This window comes from Acinetobacter venetianus RAG-1 = CIP 110063 (assembly GCF_000368585.1).
Taxonomy (GTDB): domain Bacteria; phylum Pseudomonadota; class Gammaproteobacteria; order Pseudomonadales; family Moraxellaceae; genus Acinetobacter; species Acinetobacter venetianus.
This window is the reverse complement of sequence record NZ_KB849558.1, coordinates 1,445,839-1,462,756: the sequence shown is the minus strand read 5'-3', so window position 1 is coordinate 1,462,756 and position 16,918 is coordinate 1,445,839. Positions and strand designations below refer to the sequence as shown.

The 16,918-nt window shown below is 38.1% G+C and carries 17 protein-coding genes and 1 tRNA gene; 12 read left to right on the top strand and 6 right to left on the bottom strand.

The genetic code is table 11. The features are described from left to right. Positions 1-154: 154 nt before the first annotated feature. On the top strand, positions 155-1,204 hold the full coding sequence (locus F959_RS12460) for a glycerophosphodiester phosphodiesterase family protein (protein WP_004880665.1): 1,050 nt from the start codon (positions 155-157) through the stop codon (positions 1,202-1,204). A gap of 61 nt (positions 1,205-1,265) precedes the next feature. Here the strand turns inward: F959_RS12460 and F959_RS12455 are convergent. Both F959_RS12455 and cysS read right to left on the bottom strand, forming a co-directional pair. Continuing rightward, a tRNA-Gly gene (locus tag F959_RS12455) sits at positions 1,266-1,341 on the bottom strand. A 65-nt stretch (positions 1,342-1,406) separates the two neighbouring features. Continuing rightward, on the bottom strand, positions 1,407-2,828 hold the full coding sequence (gene cysS, locus F959_RS12450) for a cysteine--tRNA ligase (RefSeq protein WP_004880663.1): 1,422 nt from the start codon (positions 2,826-2,828) through the stop codon (positions 1,407-1,409). Positions 2,829-3,096: 268 nt separating this feature from the next. Between cysS and F959_RS12445 the strand changes: the two genes are divergently transcribed. The 11 genes from F959_RS12445 (at position 3,097) to F959_RS12395 (ending at position 13,908) form a co-directional block, all read left to right on the top strand. Next, on the top strand, positions 3,097-4,074 hold the full coding sequence (locus F959_RS12445) for a KpsF/GutQ family sugar-phosphate isomerase (protein ID WP_004880660.1): 978 nt from the start codon (positions 3,097-3,099) through the stop codon (positions 4,072-4,074). A gap of 3 nt (positions 4,075-4,077) precedes the next feature. Further along, a complete protein-coding gene (locus F959_RS12440; RefSeq protein WP_004880658.1) occupies positions 4,078-4,617 on the top strand; it encodes a KdsC family phosphatase in 540 nt (179 codons plus the stop codon). A 38-nt stretch (positions 4,618-4,655) separates the two neighbouring features. Beyond that, a complete protein-coding gene (gene lptC / locus F959_RS12435; protein WP_004880656.1) occupies positions 4,656-5,207 on the top strand; it encodes an LPS export ABC transporter periplasmic protein LptC in 552 nt (183 codons plus the stop codon). Then, entirely contained in the window at positions 5,191-5,739 is a 549-nt protein-coding gene (gene lptA / locus F959_RS12430; RefSeq protein ID WP_004880653.1) for a lipopolysaccharide transport periplasmic protein LptA, read from the top strand. The genes lptC and lptA overlap by 17 nt, the downstream gene beginning before the upstream one ends. Continuing rightward, entirely contained in the window at positions 5,739-6,485 is a 747-nt protein-coding gene (lptB, locus tag F959_RS12425; RefSeq protein ID WP_004880651.1) for an LPS export ABC transporter ATP-binding protein, read from the top strand. The genes lptA and lptB overlap by 1 nt, the downstream gene beginning before the upstream one ends. Before the next feature lie 307 nt (positions 6,486-6,792). Then, a complete protein-coding gene (locus tag F959_RS12420) occupies positions 6,793-8,322 on the top strand; it encodes a TolC family protein (RefSeq protein WP_004880649.1) in 1,530 nt (509 codons plus the stop codon). Continuing rightward, a complete protein-coding gene (locus F959_RS12415) occupies positions 8,319-10,460 on the top strand; it encodes a type I secretion system permease/ATPase (RefSeq protein WP_004880648.1) in 2,142 nt (713 codons plus the stop codon). Before F959_RS12420 ends, F959_RS12415 begins: the two co-directional genes overlap by 4 nt. Beyond that, positions 10,457-11,644 (top strand): HlyD family type I secretion periplasmic adaptor subunit, encoded by a 1,188-nt coding sequence (locus F959_RS12410; protein WP_004880646.1) that lies wholly within the window; start codon positions 10,457-10,459, stop codon positions 11,642-11,644. The genes F959_RS12415 and F959_RS12410 overlap by 4 nt, the downstream gene beginning before the upstream one ends. 93 nt (positions 11,645-11,737) lie before the next feature. Further along, complete coding sequence (locus F959_RS12405; protein ID WP_023012383.1) at positions 11,738-12,340, top strand: IMPACT family protein; 603 nt, start codon at positions 11,738-11,740, stop codon at positions 12,338-12,340. Continuing rightward, on the top strand, positions 12,330-12,944 hold the full coding sequence (locus tag F959_RS12400; protein WP_004880641.1) for an acyltransferase: 615 nt from the start codon (positions 12,330-12,332) through the stop codon (positions 12,942-12,944). The genes F959_RS12405 and F959_RS12400 overlap by 11 nt, the downstream gene beginning before the upstream one ends. Positions 12,945-13,065: 121 nt before the next feature. Then, positions 13,066-13,908, top strand: coding sequence for a universal stress protein (locus F959_RS12395; RefSeq protein ID WP_004880638.1), 843 nt, complete (start codon positions 13,066-13,068; stop codon positions 13,906-13,908). Positions 13,909-14,027: 119 nt separating this feature from the next. On the opposite strand, the gene F959_RS12390 is transcribed toward F959_RS12395, so the two are convergent. The 4 genes from F959_RS12390 to F959_RS12375 form a co-directional block, all read right to left on the bottom strand. Beyond that, a complete protein-coding gene (locus F959_RS12390) occupies positions 14,028-14,696 on the bottom strand; it encodes an O-methyltransferase (RefSeq protein ID WP_004880636.1) in 669 nt (222 codons plus the stop codon). A 145-nt stretch (positions 14,697-14,841) separates the two neighbouring features. Beyond that, positions 14,842-15,555 (bottom strand): D-Ala-D-Ala carboxypeptidase family metallohydrolase, encoded by a 714-nt coding sequence (locus F959_RS12385; protein WP_004880634.1) that lies wholly within the window; start codon positions 15,553-15,555, stop codon positions 14,842-14,844. Positions 15,556-15,687: 132 nt separating this feature from the next. Further along, positions 15,688-16,017 carry a ferredoxin FdxA gene (gene fdxA, locus F959_RS12380; protein WP_004639922.1) on the bottom strand — a complete coding sequence of 110 codons (330 nt, stop codon included), beginning with the start codon at positions 16,015-16,017 and terminating at the stop codon, positions 15,688-15,690. Positions 16,018-16,341: 324 nt separating this feature from the next. Next, entirely contained in the window at positions 16,342-16,878 is a 537-nt protein-coding gene (locus tag F959_RS12375; protein WP_080585260.1) for a GNAT family N-acetyltransferase, read from the bottom strand. Between the last annotated feature and the right edge of the window lie 40 nt (positions 16,879-16,918).

Below are 16,918 nucleotides of genomic sequence, written 5' to 3'. Positions count from 1 at the left end.
AACCTTTGGTAAATCGTGAAAAAATCAATATAAATATTTTCTTAATAATGTTCATTGATTTGTAATTTTTTATTGTTAGTTTCAGGTTGTAAGGGTATTCAACGTAAACAAATAAAAGCCACGCATTCAATAAAGAAAATAAAGAAGGTAAATTATGAGTATTAATGTTTTAAATCGACTATTTTTAATAGGTGCACTCTGTGGTTATAGCGTATTTAGCCAAGCCAAGGAAATTGCGGTGATCGGTCATGCAGGTGCGCCTTCATTTGCTATTGCAAATACATTGCCTTCATATCAAAGAGCCATTAATGATGGGGCTGATTTCATCGAAACTGATATTGTTCCCACTAAGGACGGAGCACTGATTTCCATACATGAAAATGAGCTAAGTTTAACAACCAATGTGAGCAGTTTTAGCCAATTTGCAAATAGAAAAACCAGTAAGCTCGTTGGTGCAAAGTATTACACAGGTTGGTTTAGTGAGGATTTTACGCTCAGTGAAATCAAAATGTTAAAAGTACATGAACGTGGCCCAAATACACGGCCTGAAAATACAGCTTATGATGACTTATATAACGTACCTACACTGGATGAAGTGATTAATATAGCCGAGCAAAACTATAATAGAACGGGGAAAATCACCGGGATTTATATTGAAATGAAAACTCCTGCGTATTTTACAGCAGTGGGGCTTCCAGTAGAGAGTAAAGTTTTAAATACTCTTGCAAGGTACAAATATACCAGAGACATTGCACCTATTTATATTGAGGCGTTTGATCCAATCAGTTTGAAATTGGTACGTACTAAACTAAATACAACGCATAGCTCACTCAAGCGGGTGAAGTTATTACAATTACTTAATGATTTAGGCTCACTGTATGATGCTGTAAATCTTGCAAGTTTGCCTGCCTATGCAGTATATGCTGATGTGGTTGGACCGAACAAGAATGCTATTTTTAGAGTCAATTCAACGAAGGCGAGCAACTTTGTCAGTATAGCGCATGGGGTTGGACTTGAAGTGCAGCCGTGGTCATTTGCACCTGAAAATAATAATTTACCTACGGCATTTAGATGTAGCAGCGTGCTTTCAGAGAGATGCTCATCGGGATTGAAAAAACAGCTTAAAATGTTTTTTGATGCTGGTATAGATGGTGTGTTTGTAGATGATCCTGCAACAGCAAAAGAGGCGCTAGCTGAATACTAGAGATCTATAAATATTTGAAAATAAAAAGCCACTTAATTTCTTAAGTGGCTTTTTAAAATTTTGGAGCGGGAAACGAGACTCGAACTCGCGACCCCAACCTTGGCAAGGTTATGCTCTACCAACTGAGCTATTCCCGCAATATGGATGTGCATTATAGAGAGTTTCATAAAACTGTCAACTCTCTAATATGCTAAATGCTGAATTAATCAGCACGTCTCCAAATTGTTCCTTGGCGAGTATCTTCTAAAACCACACCTTGGTCTAACAAAGATTGACGAATACCGTCTGCCTTTGCAAAGTCTTTAGCTTTTTTTGCATCAACACGTTGTTGAATGAAATCTTCAATTTCCGTATCAGAAAGTGTGAGTGCCTCTTGACCAATATCTGATTTGAGAAACTCATCTACATCATGCTGAACCAAACCTAGAATGTTAGTCAGTTGGCGTAAAGTTGAATAGAGAGCAGTTGCCTGCTCAGCTTGTTCTTCTTTTACTGCACGATTTAATTCTTTATTCAATTCAAATAACACAGCCATTGCTTCAGCCGTATTAAAATCATCGCGCATTGCGTTATTGAAACGTTCAACAAAACTCTGCTCTAAAGTTTCAACAGTTTTTTGGCCGTACACTTGCTGATAGGCTTTGAATGAATGATAGAAGCGGCTCAATGCAGTTTTAGCTTCTTTTAAAGCGACATCAGAAAAGTTCACAGGACTACGGTAATGCGATGAAACAATAAAGTAGCGGATGACTTCAGGATGGAATTTTTCCATCACATCACGAATAGTGAAGAAGTTGCCTAGTGATTTAGACATTTTCTCACCATCTACATTGATGAAACCAACATGCATCCAGTAATTTACATACTGTTCACCAGTCGATGCCTCACTTTGTGCAATTTCATTTTCATGGTGAGGGAACATAAGATCTGAGCCACCGCCATGAATGTCAAAGTGATTACCTAAGCAGCAAGTTGACATCGCAGAACATTCAATATGCCAACCTGGGCGACCATTACCCCAAGGTGAAGCCCAAGCTGGTTCATTTTCTTTTGCATGTTTCCAAAGTACAAAGTCAAATGGATGTTTTTTTTCTACTTCGACATCAACACGCTCAGATGCACCAGCTTGCATATCGTCAAGTTTACGACCTGATAAGCGACCATATTTATCAAATTTAGTCACTTCAAAATATACATCGCCATTTGTTGCAGGATATGCAGCACCTTTATCAACTAGAGTGCTGATCATATTTTGCATTTGATCAATATATTCAGTTGCTTTTGGGGCTTCATCTGGTGCAACACAGCCTAAATTAGAGGCATCTTCATTCATAGCATCAATGAAACGTGCGGTGAGTTGTTGAATCGTTTCACCATTTTCATTTGCACGTGCGATGATTTTGTCATCAATATCTGTGATGTTGCGGATGTAACGTACTTTCCAGCCTTGGCTACGTAAAAAACGAATAATGTAGTCAAATGCAACCATAACGCGAGCATGTCCAATGTGACAGTAATCGTATACGGTCATACCACAGACATAGATATCGATTTGACCTTCTTTACGTGGGACAAATTCAACTTTTTTTCGTTGCTCAGAGTTATATAGAACAAAAGGTTGCATAAGGGTTTTAAACACTCTACAAAATTAGCGTTATATCATAACGTATGCACCATATTTCATAAAGTTATCAATAAAAAAAAGATGTGAGTAATCGTTGTCTATGAATAATTTCACCTTTCTAATGATGCTCAATGTTCGTCCATTTTCTACGAAATCTTATACATTTAGAAACGTGGATAACGCACACTTATGCTAGAATCTCCGCAATTCTTTTGATTAAAATCATCTACGCTTAAGTAGGTTGAGCATTATTTTGAGTCAAACTCACATGTCACAAGCTATAAATTTTCAGAAAAGTGCATTGGAAACTTTGCGTATTGAGCAACAAGCTATAGAAGTGCTTGCAACACAGATTGATGAGCGGTTTGATCGTGCATGTGAAATTTTATTGCAGTGCAAAGGTCGTGTCGTTGTAACAGGTATGGGCAAATCTGGTCATATTGGCCGTAAAATGGCGGCTACATTTGCTTCAACTGGAACACCATCTTTTTTCATGCATCCTGGTGAAGCAGGGCATGGTGATTTAGGTATGCTGGTGCGTGGTGACGTCCTGATTGCAATTTCAAACTCAGGTAAGAGTGATGAAATCATGATGTTGATGCCACTTATTAAGCATTTAGGTGTGCCATTAATTACGATTAGTCGTGATGATAAAGGGCCAATGCCACAGAATGCGGATGTTGCATTAACATTGGGCTCGGCAGATGAAGCTTGCCCTTTAGGTTTAGCACCGACTTCTAGTACCACAGCCACATTAGTTCTGGGTGATGCACTTGCTGTTTCCTTGTTGGAAGCTCGTGGATTTACCGCTGATGATTTTGCTCGTTCGCATCCTGCTGGTGCATTAGGGAAACGCTTGCTTTTACATGTGAAGCATTTAATGCATACAGGGGCAGAGTTACCTAAAGTAAAACCTGAAACTCCGATGAATAAGGTGTTATATGAAATTTCTGATAAACGTCTCGGTTTAACGACGATTGTGAACGATGAAGATCAGTTATTGGGTATTTTTACTGATGGTGATTTACGCCGAATGATTGATCATCAGCAAGGTTTTGATGTGAACTTGCCTGTTTCTGAGGTGATGACTAAAAATCCATTGACGATTTCTCCTGAAGCCCGTGCGGTTGAAGCATTGGAAAAAATGCATGAGAGAAAAATTAATCAATTCGTTGTTGTTGATGAGACCAATAGAGTCATTGGTGTCATTAGTATGCATGATCTAATTCAGGCGGGAGTAAATTAAGCCATGGCATCATATGCTTTACAAGAACAAGCACGTCATTTACAAGCTTTAGTGCTTGATGTGGATGGAATCTTAAGCGATGGCTTTGTAACACTAACGAACTCTGGTGATGAAATTAAATCATTTGATATTCGTGATGGTTTGGGCATGAAGTTGGCTCAACGAGCTGGTATGAAGGTGATTATTATCACTGGGCGTAAAAGTAATATTGTTGAAAAACGTATGTCAGACTTAGGTGTAGATCTCGTTTTTCAAGGTCGTGAAGACAAAGGCGTCGCTTTGAAAGAAGCATGTGCACAGTTGAATATTTTGCCAGAAGACTGCCTATATATGGGTGATGATTGGCCTGATCTTTCAGCTTTTGCAATTGCGGGTATGAGTATTACCGTACCAAATGGACATGAAGAAGTTCGTCGTCGTGCGCATTTAGTGACTCAAGCAATGGGTGGTCGTGGCGCGGTCCGCGAAGTATGCGATATGTTGTTAATGGCGAAAGGTGTTTACCAAGAGCTACTTGCAAAATACGTTGCTGCACCACATTAATATAGAATGAATTGCCCAAAGGTTAGGTAACCCTGTTTATGGATACCAAAGTTTTATATGTTGTCGCTGTATTAGTCGCTGCTTTGAGTGGCGGCTATTATTATTACAGTGGCAAAGCAAAAAAACTGGATGTAGATTCAGCAAAAAATATGACTTATTCGGCTCAGGGTGTTCATCTTACACAAACTGATGAGCAGGGTAATTTATATATCCGTGCTGAGATAAAACAATTACAGCAAGACATGCAGCAAAAGACTTCGCGTTTAGATCAATTAAATGCTGTGATGTATAAGCAAGGTAAACCAGATGCGACTTTTTATTCTAAGCAAGCAAATGGTTATGATGACAATTCAAAGATTGTGCTTTTAGGTGATGTGATTGCAACTAAGTTATCTGAACAGGGCAACAAATTAGAATTTCGTACTGATGAATTAACGGGTTATCCGAAAACTGGTCAACTCGAAACACAGCATCAAGTTACTGTTCAGTCTCCAAACTCTGAGTTTGTGAGCCAAGGTCTCAAAGCAAATTTAAATAATGGTCAATATGAATTTTTCAAAGTTCGAGGAAAGTATGCGCCAAACTCTTAATTCTAAAAATCGTTTAACTTTCCTAAAACAAGCAACATGCCTTGCAGCGATTGCATTATCTTCTGCTTCTAGCTTCGCTTTACCATCTGATCGTAACCAACAGCTTTCTTTAGTCGCAGATCGTGCAACATATAATGATCGGACTGGTATAACGACTTATACGGGTAATGTTGTGATTGAACAAGGAACGATGAAGCTACAGGCTGACTCGATTGTTGCAACGTTGAATAGCAAAAAAGAAATTCAGACGATTACGGCTAAAGGTCAGCTTGCTAAATTCCAGCAACAAGTTGATTCGAATAAGGGTTTAGCGCGTGGCGAGGCCCAAACTATTGTTTATAACGCTGACTCAGGCATTATTACATTGACTGGGAAAGCTTATTTATCCCAAGATGGATCAAGCATTCGTGGTAATAGTTTGAAATACAGTATGAATAAAGGTGATGTAGAAGCTCAAGGTTCTTCATCAAATCGTGTGCAAATTATTATTCCACCATCAAGCTCGAAAAGTTTCCCAGGGGCACGTGATTAATGGATCAATCAGCGCAGCAACCTCAAACGCTATGTATTAAACATTTAGCGAAAAACTATAGTAAACGTTGGGTTGTTAAAGACGTTTCGTTTACGATGCAAAGTGGTCAAATTGTAGGATTACTTGGTCCTAATGGTGCGGGGAAAACGACAAGTTTCTATATGGTCGTTGGACTGGTTCGCATGGACAAGGGTGAGATTCATTTAGATAACTTAGATTTATCTGACCTTGCGATGCATGAGCGTGCACGCAAGGGGATTGGTTATTTACCTCAAGAAGCTTCTATTTTTAGAAAGTTAACGATTTCTGAAAATATCATGGCGATTTTGGAAACACGCAAAGATTTAAATAAGCAACAACGTCAGGATCGACTGACTGAATTATTAAATGATTTTAAAATTAATCATATTAAAGATTCATTAGGCATGAGTGTTTCTGGTGGTGAGCGTCGTCGTGCAGAGATTGCACGCGCTTTAGCGGCAGACCCTAAGTTTATGTTGCTTGATGAGCCTTTTGCTGGTGTCGATCCTATTTCAGTCGGCGATATTAAAGATATTATCCAGACCTTAAAAGATCGTGGAATTGGTGTCTTGATTACAGATCACAATGTTCGTGAAACATTAGCAATCTGTGAAAAGGCTTACATCGTGAGTGAAGGTTCTGTTATTGCAGAAGGGACGCCTCAAGAGATCTTGGATAATGAGCAAGTACGTAAGGTTTATCTTGGTGATGATTTCGTTGTCTAAACTTTGACATGATTTTTAAAAGAACCTTCGGGTTCTTTTTTTATTTATACAAATGAATGGGATATCGTATAGATACATGATTTATAATTCTTTTTAATTAGTGGGTTTTAACCTATCTATTTGATTTTAATTTAATTAGAAATAAATAACACTTCAATTTTGGATCAAAAATAAACTACAAAGTGTGAACTATTTTACAAAAAACAAACAGTTAAGTAAGTGGGAATTAGTCCTTAGAGCATAGTGTTTTTCTTTTAAAAATGAGTAGAATGAATGTGCTTTTAAAACATAACAATTTGAAAAGAATATGAGCATTAAAAAAGATTTAGATGATGGAACACGGAAGTTATGTATAGATTTCAAATGGGTGATATACGCAGTAACTTTTTCAGTCCCGATTACACATGCTGCAACACCGAGTGAAAAATACCATTCCTTAAAAAACAACTTATCTCAGTTGATTGCTCCGAAAAGTAGTGATGATTTTAAAACTGCGAATATGCAGCAATTAAGCAATTTTTCGGTAAATCCATCAACCAATGCTTTGCCTGTTGTTGGAAGCGGTCGTCCAGTTGAGGTTGTCCCTGTCGCATTATGGCAGAGTCAACGCAAGTTGTTGAAAGATGCTGTACAAATTGCTGTACAACGAAATCCTGAAATCTCTCAAACACTTGCGACTTTAGCTGCTCAAAATGCCAATATCGATGTAGCTAAAGCTGGTTATTATCCACAAATAACAGGGGGAGTAAATACTGGGGATCTAACTCAGAAAACCTCAAGGGGACAACAAGTTCTCGCCTTAAATGCCACTCAAATGCTTTATGATTTTGGTAAAGTTAAATCTGGGGTAAATACAGAACAAGCCAAATTGGCAGTTGAGCAAGCCAATGTTTTAGTCAAGATTGATGATATTTCCTTAGATGTTGCTCAGACTATCATTAATATTCAACGTTATAAAAAGCTCATTCAAATTGCAGATCAGCAAATTATTGGGATTAAACGCATTCAAGAAATGGCCAATTTACGAGCCAATGCTGGGATTAGTAGCCAAGCCGATCCAGTACAAGCTCAATCTTATTTACAATCTGCACAATCCGCATTAATTGCTCAACAATCTTTACTGGGTCAATATCAGCAGCATTTAACGACGTTGCTTGGGTTCGATGCCAGCAATGTGAAATGGACAATTCCTGAGGATTTAGTTCAGCAATCAGATCTTTACGCTGCACCACAATTCAATATCATTCCTCAAATGATCGCAGCACAGGCTGGTATCATTGTTGCACGTTCACAAAAACAACAGACTCAATTAAGCCGATATCCAACATTATCTGTTAAAGGTGAGTTAAGTCAGGCATTGCATGGTGTAAATCCAAACAACAATAAAGATGGAGGATTTGATAGTGCCATTATGCTTGAAGCAAGTAGCCAATTTTATCAAGGAGGAGCAACATCATCCCAAATTCGTGCCGCTAGTTTTGCTGAAGAAGCTGCTAAAGCACAGGTAAATGCGGTGTATTTACAAGTACTCGATCAGATTCGGACTAGTCGGGAACAGATCGAAAATAAACAACGACAAATGCAGGTGCTGATTAGCCGTCAAGCCACAACTGTAAGAACGAGAGAGCTTTATCAGGAACAATATAAATTAGGAACACGCTCACTTGTTGATTTATTAAATGCGGAACAAGCAATTCACGGTGCAAATTCAGAATTAGAATCAGCACGTTATGATATTTACAACAGTATTGCTCAGTACATTGCGACCACAGGACGTTCGCGTCAAGCCTACGACTTAAATAATATTTCAATTCAGGGGTTTGAAGTTCAGCCATGATGACAAAAATAAACTATCAGCCGTGGTTACAAGCGGTATTAACTATTGCCAAACATTATCGAATAGAACCTTCAGAAGAACGTGTTCGATTACAGTTGGATTGGAATCAAAATCAAAACTTAGATGACATCTTGCTGCTAATGAGCAAGCAGGTAGGTTTGAATGTTTGTAAGGTTCAGTTTACAAATGACGTGATTAATCCTTGGCGTTTGCCAGTCATTATCGAGCTTAAAGATGGGCAAGTCGGTGTTATTGATAAAGCTGACTCAGACGGAAATGTTAGTGTCCAATTAAGTGGTGATCAGGGTTTATCGCAGAAATTTGCGGTTGGTGCACTCAAGCATATTGTTAAAGATGTATATATTCTGCGTCCTGAAAAGTCAGTTCCTGATGCACGTATTGATGAATACATCAAACCGTATGAACCGAGTTGGTTTTGGTCAATTGTGTTACAAGATTGGAAGCGATATGTCGATATTATGTTTGCCTCATTAATGGCAAATATTTTAGCTCTGGCAACGATTATTTTCTCAATGCAAGTGTATGACCGAGTTGTACCTTCACAATCAGTACCGACGCTTTGGGTTCTGGCTGGTGGTGTATTAATTGCAGCTGTATTTGAGTTCGTGTTGCGTGTTGCCCGTGTTTATCTTTCAGACATTATTGGTAAACGTGCTGATCTAAGAATTTCAGATCGGGTTTTTGGTCATGCGTTAAGAATTAAAAATAGTGAACGTTCAAAGTCTACAGGAACCTTTATTTCTCAGATCCGTGAGTTAGAAGGCGTACGTGATCTTGTAACCTCAACTACGATGGGCGCAATTGCAGATTTACCATTCTTCTTCCTGTTCTTAGTCATATTCGCCATTATTGGTGGTAACTTATTTTGGGTAATGTTACTGGTTGTACCACTCATGATTTTGCCGGGTATTTTGGTACAGAAGAAACTAGCGGAACTTGCACAAGAAGGGATGCGCGAATCTTCGATTCGTAATGCGATCTTGGTTGAAGCTGTTCAAGGTATTGAAGACATTAAGTTATTAAGAGCTGAATCTCGTTTCCAAAACCAATGGAATCACATGAATGAAGTCTCAGCTGATATTAGTATGCAGCAACGTAAGATCGTTGGCATATTGACAGCATGGACACAAAAAATTCAAGGTTTGACTTATGCAGCAGTCGTTTTAGTTGGGTGTTTTGCTGTAATGGAAGGTGAAATGACAACGGGTGCTTTAGTTGCTTGTTCGATTTTGTCATCACGTATGTTATCGCCGATTTCTCAAATCACTGGGATTTTAGGACGTTTGCAGCAAGCGAAGGTCGCGAAGAAAAGTCTTGATGAGTTAATGCAAAAGCCAGTTGATCAACCCGATCAAGCACATCTCGTACATAAAGAAGTCCTCAATGGCGACTATGAACTTAAGAATGTGATGTTCCAATATACGGAGGAGGACTCTCGTCCTATCTTGGCAATTCGTCAGCTGAAAATTAAAGCTGGTGAGAAAATAGCAATCTTAGGGCGTAATGGAGCAGGTAAGTCAACCTTGTTGCAGCTCTTGGCAGGTATGCAATCACCAGCAAATGGTTCTGTACATTTAGATAATTTAGATATTAGTTTAATTGATCCTGCGGATGTACGTCGTGATGCGGCATTGTTAAACCAAAATGCCCATATGTTCTACGGCACAATCCGTGAAAACCTAACCTTAGGTGCTCCGCTCGCGCGTGACGAAGATATTTTAAAAGCGTTAAAAGTAACAGGTGCTTTAGGATTTGTACAGGAGAAAAAAGAAGGTCTAGACCATTTGGTGCTGGAGGGTGGTGTGGGTTTTTCTGGTGGTCAAAAGCAAGCATTACTGTTAGCACGTCTTTTAATTCGTCAGCCAAACATTTTGTTATTGGATGAGCCTACTGCTGCAATTGATGATATTGCCGAAAAACAATTAATTGATCATTTAAAAAGTTGGTTATCTCATCGTACATTGGTTGTGGCAACACATCGCCGTGCCGTTTTAGAGTTAGTTGATCGTATTATTGTAATGAATGACGGAAAAGTCGTTATGGATGGACCGCGTGAACAAGTATTAAATCAATCAGCAGGTCAACAAAAACAAATTATTAAAGGGGAAGATTCATGAGCGAACAACCAGTCAATAACCGTTCAATGAATGTGACCTATAGAGAGCCTGCTTTACCGCGTGCAACACTTGTCATTTGGATTGTGTGTATTGGTTTGGCAATTTTCTTGGCATGGGCATGGTTTTTTAATTTAGAAGAAGTTTCTACGGGTACAGGGAAAGTGATTCCTTCTTCAAAAGAACAGATTATTCAGTCTTTAGAAGGTGGTATTTTAACTAAGCTCGATGTGCAGGAAGGCGATATTGTTCAGAAAGGTCAAGTCCTAGCTCAGCTCGATCAAACGCGTTTTGCTTCTAATGTCGGTGAGTCGAAGTCTTTATTGGTTTCAGCACAAGCTACAGCAGCTCGGTTACGTGCAGAAGTGAATGGAACGCCTTTGGTCTTTCCTGATGATGTATTAAAAGAACCAAAATTGGTTAAAGAAGAAACGGCACTTTATCATTCACGCCGCGAGAATTTAGAGCAATCATTAGAAGGTTATCGACAAGCTTTGCAATTGGTTCAACAAGAGTTAGTGATGACAGAACCCCTTGTTGCTAAAGGTGCTGCGAGTGAAGTTGAAGTTTTACGTTTAAAACGTGAAGCAAATGATTTACAAAATAAAATGAATGATACGCGTAACCAATATTATGTAAAAGCCCGTGAAGAATTGTCCAAGGCGAATACAGATATTCAAACGCAACAGCAAGTGGTTATGGGGCGTAGTGACAGTCTACAACGAGCAGTTTTCAAAGCGCCTGTAAGAGGGGTTATTAAGGAAATTGATGTAACAACCCTTGGTGGTGTAATTCCCCAAAATGGTAAGTTAATGACGATTGTACCGCTAGAAGACAAGCTACTTATTGAGGCACGAATTTCTCCGCGTGATATTGCATTCATTCGTCCAGGTCAAGAAGCCTTAGTGAAAGTAACGGCCTATGACTATTCGATTTATGGTGGTTTAAACGGAAAGGTAGCGGTTATATCCCCAGATACGATTCGAGATGAAGTAAAGCAAGATCAGTTTTATTACCGTGTATATATTCGTACAGACTCTGATAAATTGTTTAATAAATCAGGTAAAGCATTCGGTATTACACCGGGTATGGTTGCTACAGTAGATATTCGTACTGGTGAAAAAACAGTTATGGATTATTTACTTAAACCATTTAATAAAGCAAAAGAGGCACTCCGAGAGCGTTAATTTTGTCTATCAAAGAATCCTCGCATCATGCGAGGATTCTTTATTTCAGTCGATAAAGTTATAATTATCTTTTTATACTTATTTTTTTATTTTATGCCTTTCACCATAGCGAACACGGTTACTTTTGAAGAAGAAATTAAAAAGAGTCGTTTTCAGGCAATTGCTGAGATTGTTGAAAATGAACAACAAGTGAAAGCTTTTTTAGAAAAAACCAAAGATATCTCGACTACGCATCAGTGCTGGGCATGGAAGATTGGCCATCATGTTCGTTTTAATGATGATGGTGAACCCTCTGGAACAGCAGGAAGACCAATTCTAGCGACGATCGAAGGCAATGAACTGACTAATGTAATTGTGTTGGTTAATCGGTGGTATGGTGGTGTAAAGCTCGGCACTGGTGGGCTAGTTCGTGCCTATGGTGGTTGTGCAGGTCAATGTTTAATGTTGGCTGAAAAAATTGAACTGATTCAGAAAAAGGAAATTGTGTTTAGCTGCTTATTTAATGAGTGGGCGATTATTCAATACGAGCTTACGCAGCAACAAATTGAGTTTCAAGAACATTATACAGAGACTGGTGTTATGGTTGAGGCAAGGGTTCAGGTACATCAAATTGATCCTTTGAAATTGAAACTTCAAGATGTGACTCGCGGACGAGAAGAAATCAAGGTTGTAGAGGATCAAACACATGACGCATGATCCACTTTTAAAATATCGTGAACAGCATAAACACCGCTTGAATTATATGCCGTGGTTGTATTGGACCTTAAAACCCAAACATCGTGAATGGGCTGAAGCTTGGCAAGCTGAGTACCAAGCCTATTTAATGGAAATGGAAACAGTAGAGATTGGTCAGAACTGTTTTATCTCACCGCTCGCGCATATTTTTGCTGAACGTGGACGGAAAATAACGATTGGTGATAATACCTTTATTGCTGCCGATTGTACCTTACATGGCCCTTTAGAGATTGGTAATGAAGTTGCAATTAATCATCACTGTATTTTAGATGGTGGGCGGACTGGAATTAAGTTACATGATCAAGTTCGTATAGCTGCATATAGTCATTTATATGCATTTGATCATGGTGTGGAACTAGATCGCCCGATTTACCAACAACCCGTCACCTCTAAAGGTATTGAGATTGGGCGTGATGTATGGTTAGGCGCTCATGTGGGCATTAAGGATGGTGTGAAGGTTGGTGATCATGCGGTTGTTGGAATGAATAGTATGGTCACAAAAAATGTTGAAGAATATTCTATTGTTGCTGGAAATCCAGCGCGATTTATTCGTTATCGTAAATAGGAGTAATCATTAAAAAAGTCTCAAGAGATTCTATACATAAATTTAACCCACCATGCTTTTATCTGTGTTAAGTTAAAAATAAGTAGAAGACCTAAGGTATTAAACCTAAAGAGAGGCGAATATGAACCGCGTAATTGCATGTATTGATTCTTCACCCTGTATTGATGCAGTGGCCGAGGCTGCTGTATGGGTGGCAAGGCAAACTCAAAGAGAATTAGTACTGTTGCAAATTCTGGACTATTACCCTGCAAGTTATCATTTAGGTGAAATTAGTGGTGTGATTGGCTTTGAGAGTAATGCAATGCTACTCAAAGAGTTAGCAGAGCTAGAGCAGAAGCAAAGTGAGTTAGCACTAGATTATAGTAATAATTTACTGAAGCATATTTCAGAGCAAATTGAAAAGCAGTACGGTTTAACAAGTACCAAAATTCAAGAAAAAGGGGATTTTCTTGAACAAAGCTTTAATATTTTAAATGAGAATGATGTTGTGATTATTGGGCGTGTAGGGGAGCGCGCTGCTGAAAAAAATAAACCGATTGGGAGTAATGTAGAAAACTTTATTCGTGGTGCAAACTGTACTGTGATTACGGTTGGTGAGCATTTCTCTCCTCCTAGACGATTTATCTTCGCTTATGAATATTCTCCAACCTGCCAAAAGATGCTGCAACGGATTGCCCAAAGTGATTTGCTAAAACAATTGCAATGTCATTTGCTCTATGTTGGTGATCATCCTGAAATGTTGACTGAACCTGAAAAATACTTAAAAGATGCAGGACTAGAGGTCGTGACGATTTATCGTTACGGTGATGTCGCTCAAAATATTCTTGAATATCAAAGGGAACATGATATTCAGTTGATTGTACTTGGTGCATTTAGCCATAGTAAGATTCATCAATTTTTCTTAGGCAGTATTACGACTACAATCTTCAGGAATGCAAATGTTCCATTATTAGTCGCTAAGTGATTCATTTTATTCCATATAGTTATCCGCAATAACTGTGGATAACTATATGGAAAAGCAATGCAGATATATATAATTATTTGATATTAAAAGACTAAAAATAAAAGATTATTTTTTGATCGCTATTTTACAATGGCAATTGCAAAGCCATCATGACCCTTTGAGCCGACTGTTTGCAGTGCAGTACATGACAAAAGTTGTGGATGATCTTTAAGTGCACTGAAAGCATCGCGAATACCTTCAATACTTGGTTTTTTATTATTTTCATCCAAAATTGCACCAGCACGAATCACATTATCAAGGACAATAATGCTGCCTGAGTGTGTAAGTTTTAAACTCAACTCAAAATATTCACGATAACTTTGTTTATCCGCATCAATAAAAATCAGATCGAATGGTTCAGCGCCATCTGCGATCAATTGCTTCATGATATCTGCGCCACGACCTTTTTTAAGCTCGATATTAGTTGGCATATTGGCATAGTCAATATTTTCTTGAGCAATGATCACATGGGTGTCTCGACCTTCAACAGTCAAAAGATAACCATCTTCAGGAAGTGCTTTGGCTAACCAAATTGTGCTGTAAGCACCAAAAGTTCCAAGTTCCAATACACGTTTACATTGATTCATCTGAATCAACATTTGTAAGAACATGCCTTGATTAGGCGCAACAGCCAGATGGTTAGAAAAACCTTGGTTGTCGGTATTGTCTAACGCATGTTGAAGTCTTGGATCTGTGGGAATTAAATGTGAATTGATATATTCATCAATGTCGGTCCACATTTGTTGCATAATCAAGTTTACCTATGAATCTGTTAGCTGCATTTTAAACATTTATAATCAGAGTGCAATTTGATTGACCAATTATTCGTGTTCATCGAAATAAAAAAGAGATCTTGATGATCTCTTTTTAGATAAGTTTTCTATGCACTACGCTTTAGAAGTTACACATTGAACTGTTACGGGTCAAATCAGGACCCCAAGTACGATAGCCCTGAGTGTCTAGATGAATTTGACCTGAACTATATAAGCCAATACCTAAATCTAAACTTTGGCCATGTTGTATCCAGAATTGGCATAGCTTGAATTTTGTTTGTTCGATATATGCATAGTCCTGAGGTTGTGGATATTCAGGTCCAATCCGAAAATCAATCGCCGAGTTAAATAAGTGTTTTGACGAACTTGCGCCGCCTGCACATTGATTCAAAGGTAAGTCACGATAAACTGAGGTGACTTCAAAATCAGTCAAAATCTTTGCTGCAATTAGATATTTAAAGACACGTAAAGTTGATAGAGAATTACCCCATAACTCACGATTTGGCACCATGTATTCTGAGCGACCACATTTTTGCCAATCTCTTGCCGATCTTAAAAGTTCAAAACTTGGGATGATATGCGCAACATTATTGCGCATTAAAAATTGTTCGTATTCGCGGACGCGTGCGTAGTTTTCACCTTGTCCTAACCATTGACGATAAGATGAAGGCTCGACTTTGTTTGGAATAGGGCGGGTAAAGGTTACTTGTTCTTGTGGGATGTAGATTCTTTTACCTTGATTTTGATTCATTTTAGTTGACGAGCTGGTACAACCCACCATCATCACAGGGATGATAAATAATGATAATAGACCCTGTAATTTGTTTCGCATCATAAAAAGGCAGTTCTTGATTTGGAGGCGTCTTATTTTAATGCAAAATAACGCACTAATAATGATGTAATTGCAAAGAAATGTGTGATTCAGGTATAAAAAAGACCAGTAAAAACTGGCCTTTTTTACACAATATTATTTTTCTAAATATTGTAATTTGTTTGGTTTTCCATTCCATTCTTCACGATCAGCAGGTTGTTCGCCAATTTGTGTGATGTTGTTGCCAGCCCACTTTTCAGATAACTCAGCATTGAGTTCGATAAAGACTTCTTGGCCCTCAGGTAACTCATCTTCAGAGAAAATTGCATTTGCTGGGCATTCAGGTTCACACAATGCACAGTCGATACATTCATCTGGATTGATCACAAGGAAATTAGGACCTTCATAGAAACAGTCTACAGGGCAAACTTCAACACAATCTTGATATTTACATTTAATACAATTTTCAGTGACAACGAAGGTCATGGCGACAGCTACCTAAAAATACGGTTTTTTGTTTGGAATGAGCTATTGTAGGCAAAAAAGGGGTAAACAAACAATTGCTTTTATTGATATTGTTTATTTATACATGTGAAAAATAAGTTAATTTCTTGATAATAAAGCAGATGTTGTCTTGCTTGGTTAGATTTTTCCAGAAAAATAAATAAGTTAGATCGTCAATTAAGCAAATAGTTGAAAGTGAATCTTATTTCTATTTTCAGTTAAAACTATATATTCATATATGTGCTGAAGTTAATAGGATGAGCTGGGTTAAATCATCAATGTTTAATTTTTTAGATAGCTAAGCAACTATAAGATATAGAGCATATGGATATCCTCTGGTTCTAATTCAAATAAATGCTGGTCAGGTTTTTCTAAAAGTGTCGCACCTTGTTTAAGATAAAAATCAACAGTGCGTTTACTTGGTGTTGCTGAAATATACAGTTGCTTAGCACCAAGTTGCTTCGTTGAAATGATTGAGGATTGCATCAGCTGTATGCCAATCCCTAAGTTTTGATGGTTGGCATCCACATAAAAATATTGAAGTAGTTTGGCTTCTGGATAATCAGCAATATATTGGTTTGAGACGACTTGAATCGCAACCAACCGATGTGAACTATCAAATGCACCGACACATAAAGCACCGTGTTGATGCAGCATTTTTAATAATGGCGGATCATTTTCTAAATGATATGCATCCCAATTTTTGACATCATAAAAACAATCAATGAGTTCTAATTGTAGTTTTTGTTGTAGGTACTTTTGTGTGATCAGTTCGCGCCGACTGATGTGTTGCCAAATTAAATCGAGTTCTGTGATTTCTAATTTTTTAAATTGGAGCTTGATGTCTATATTCCTTAAATGTGCAGCATAGCGAGTTTATTAA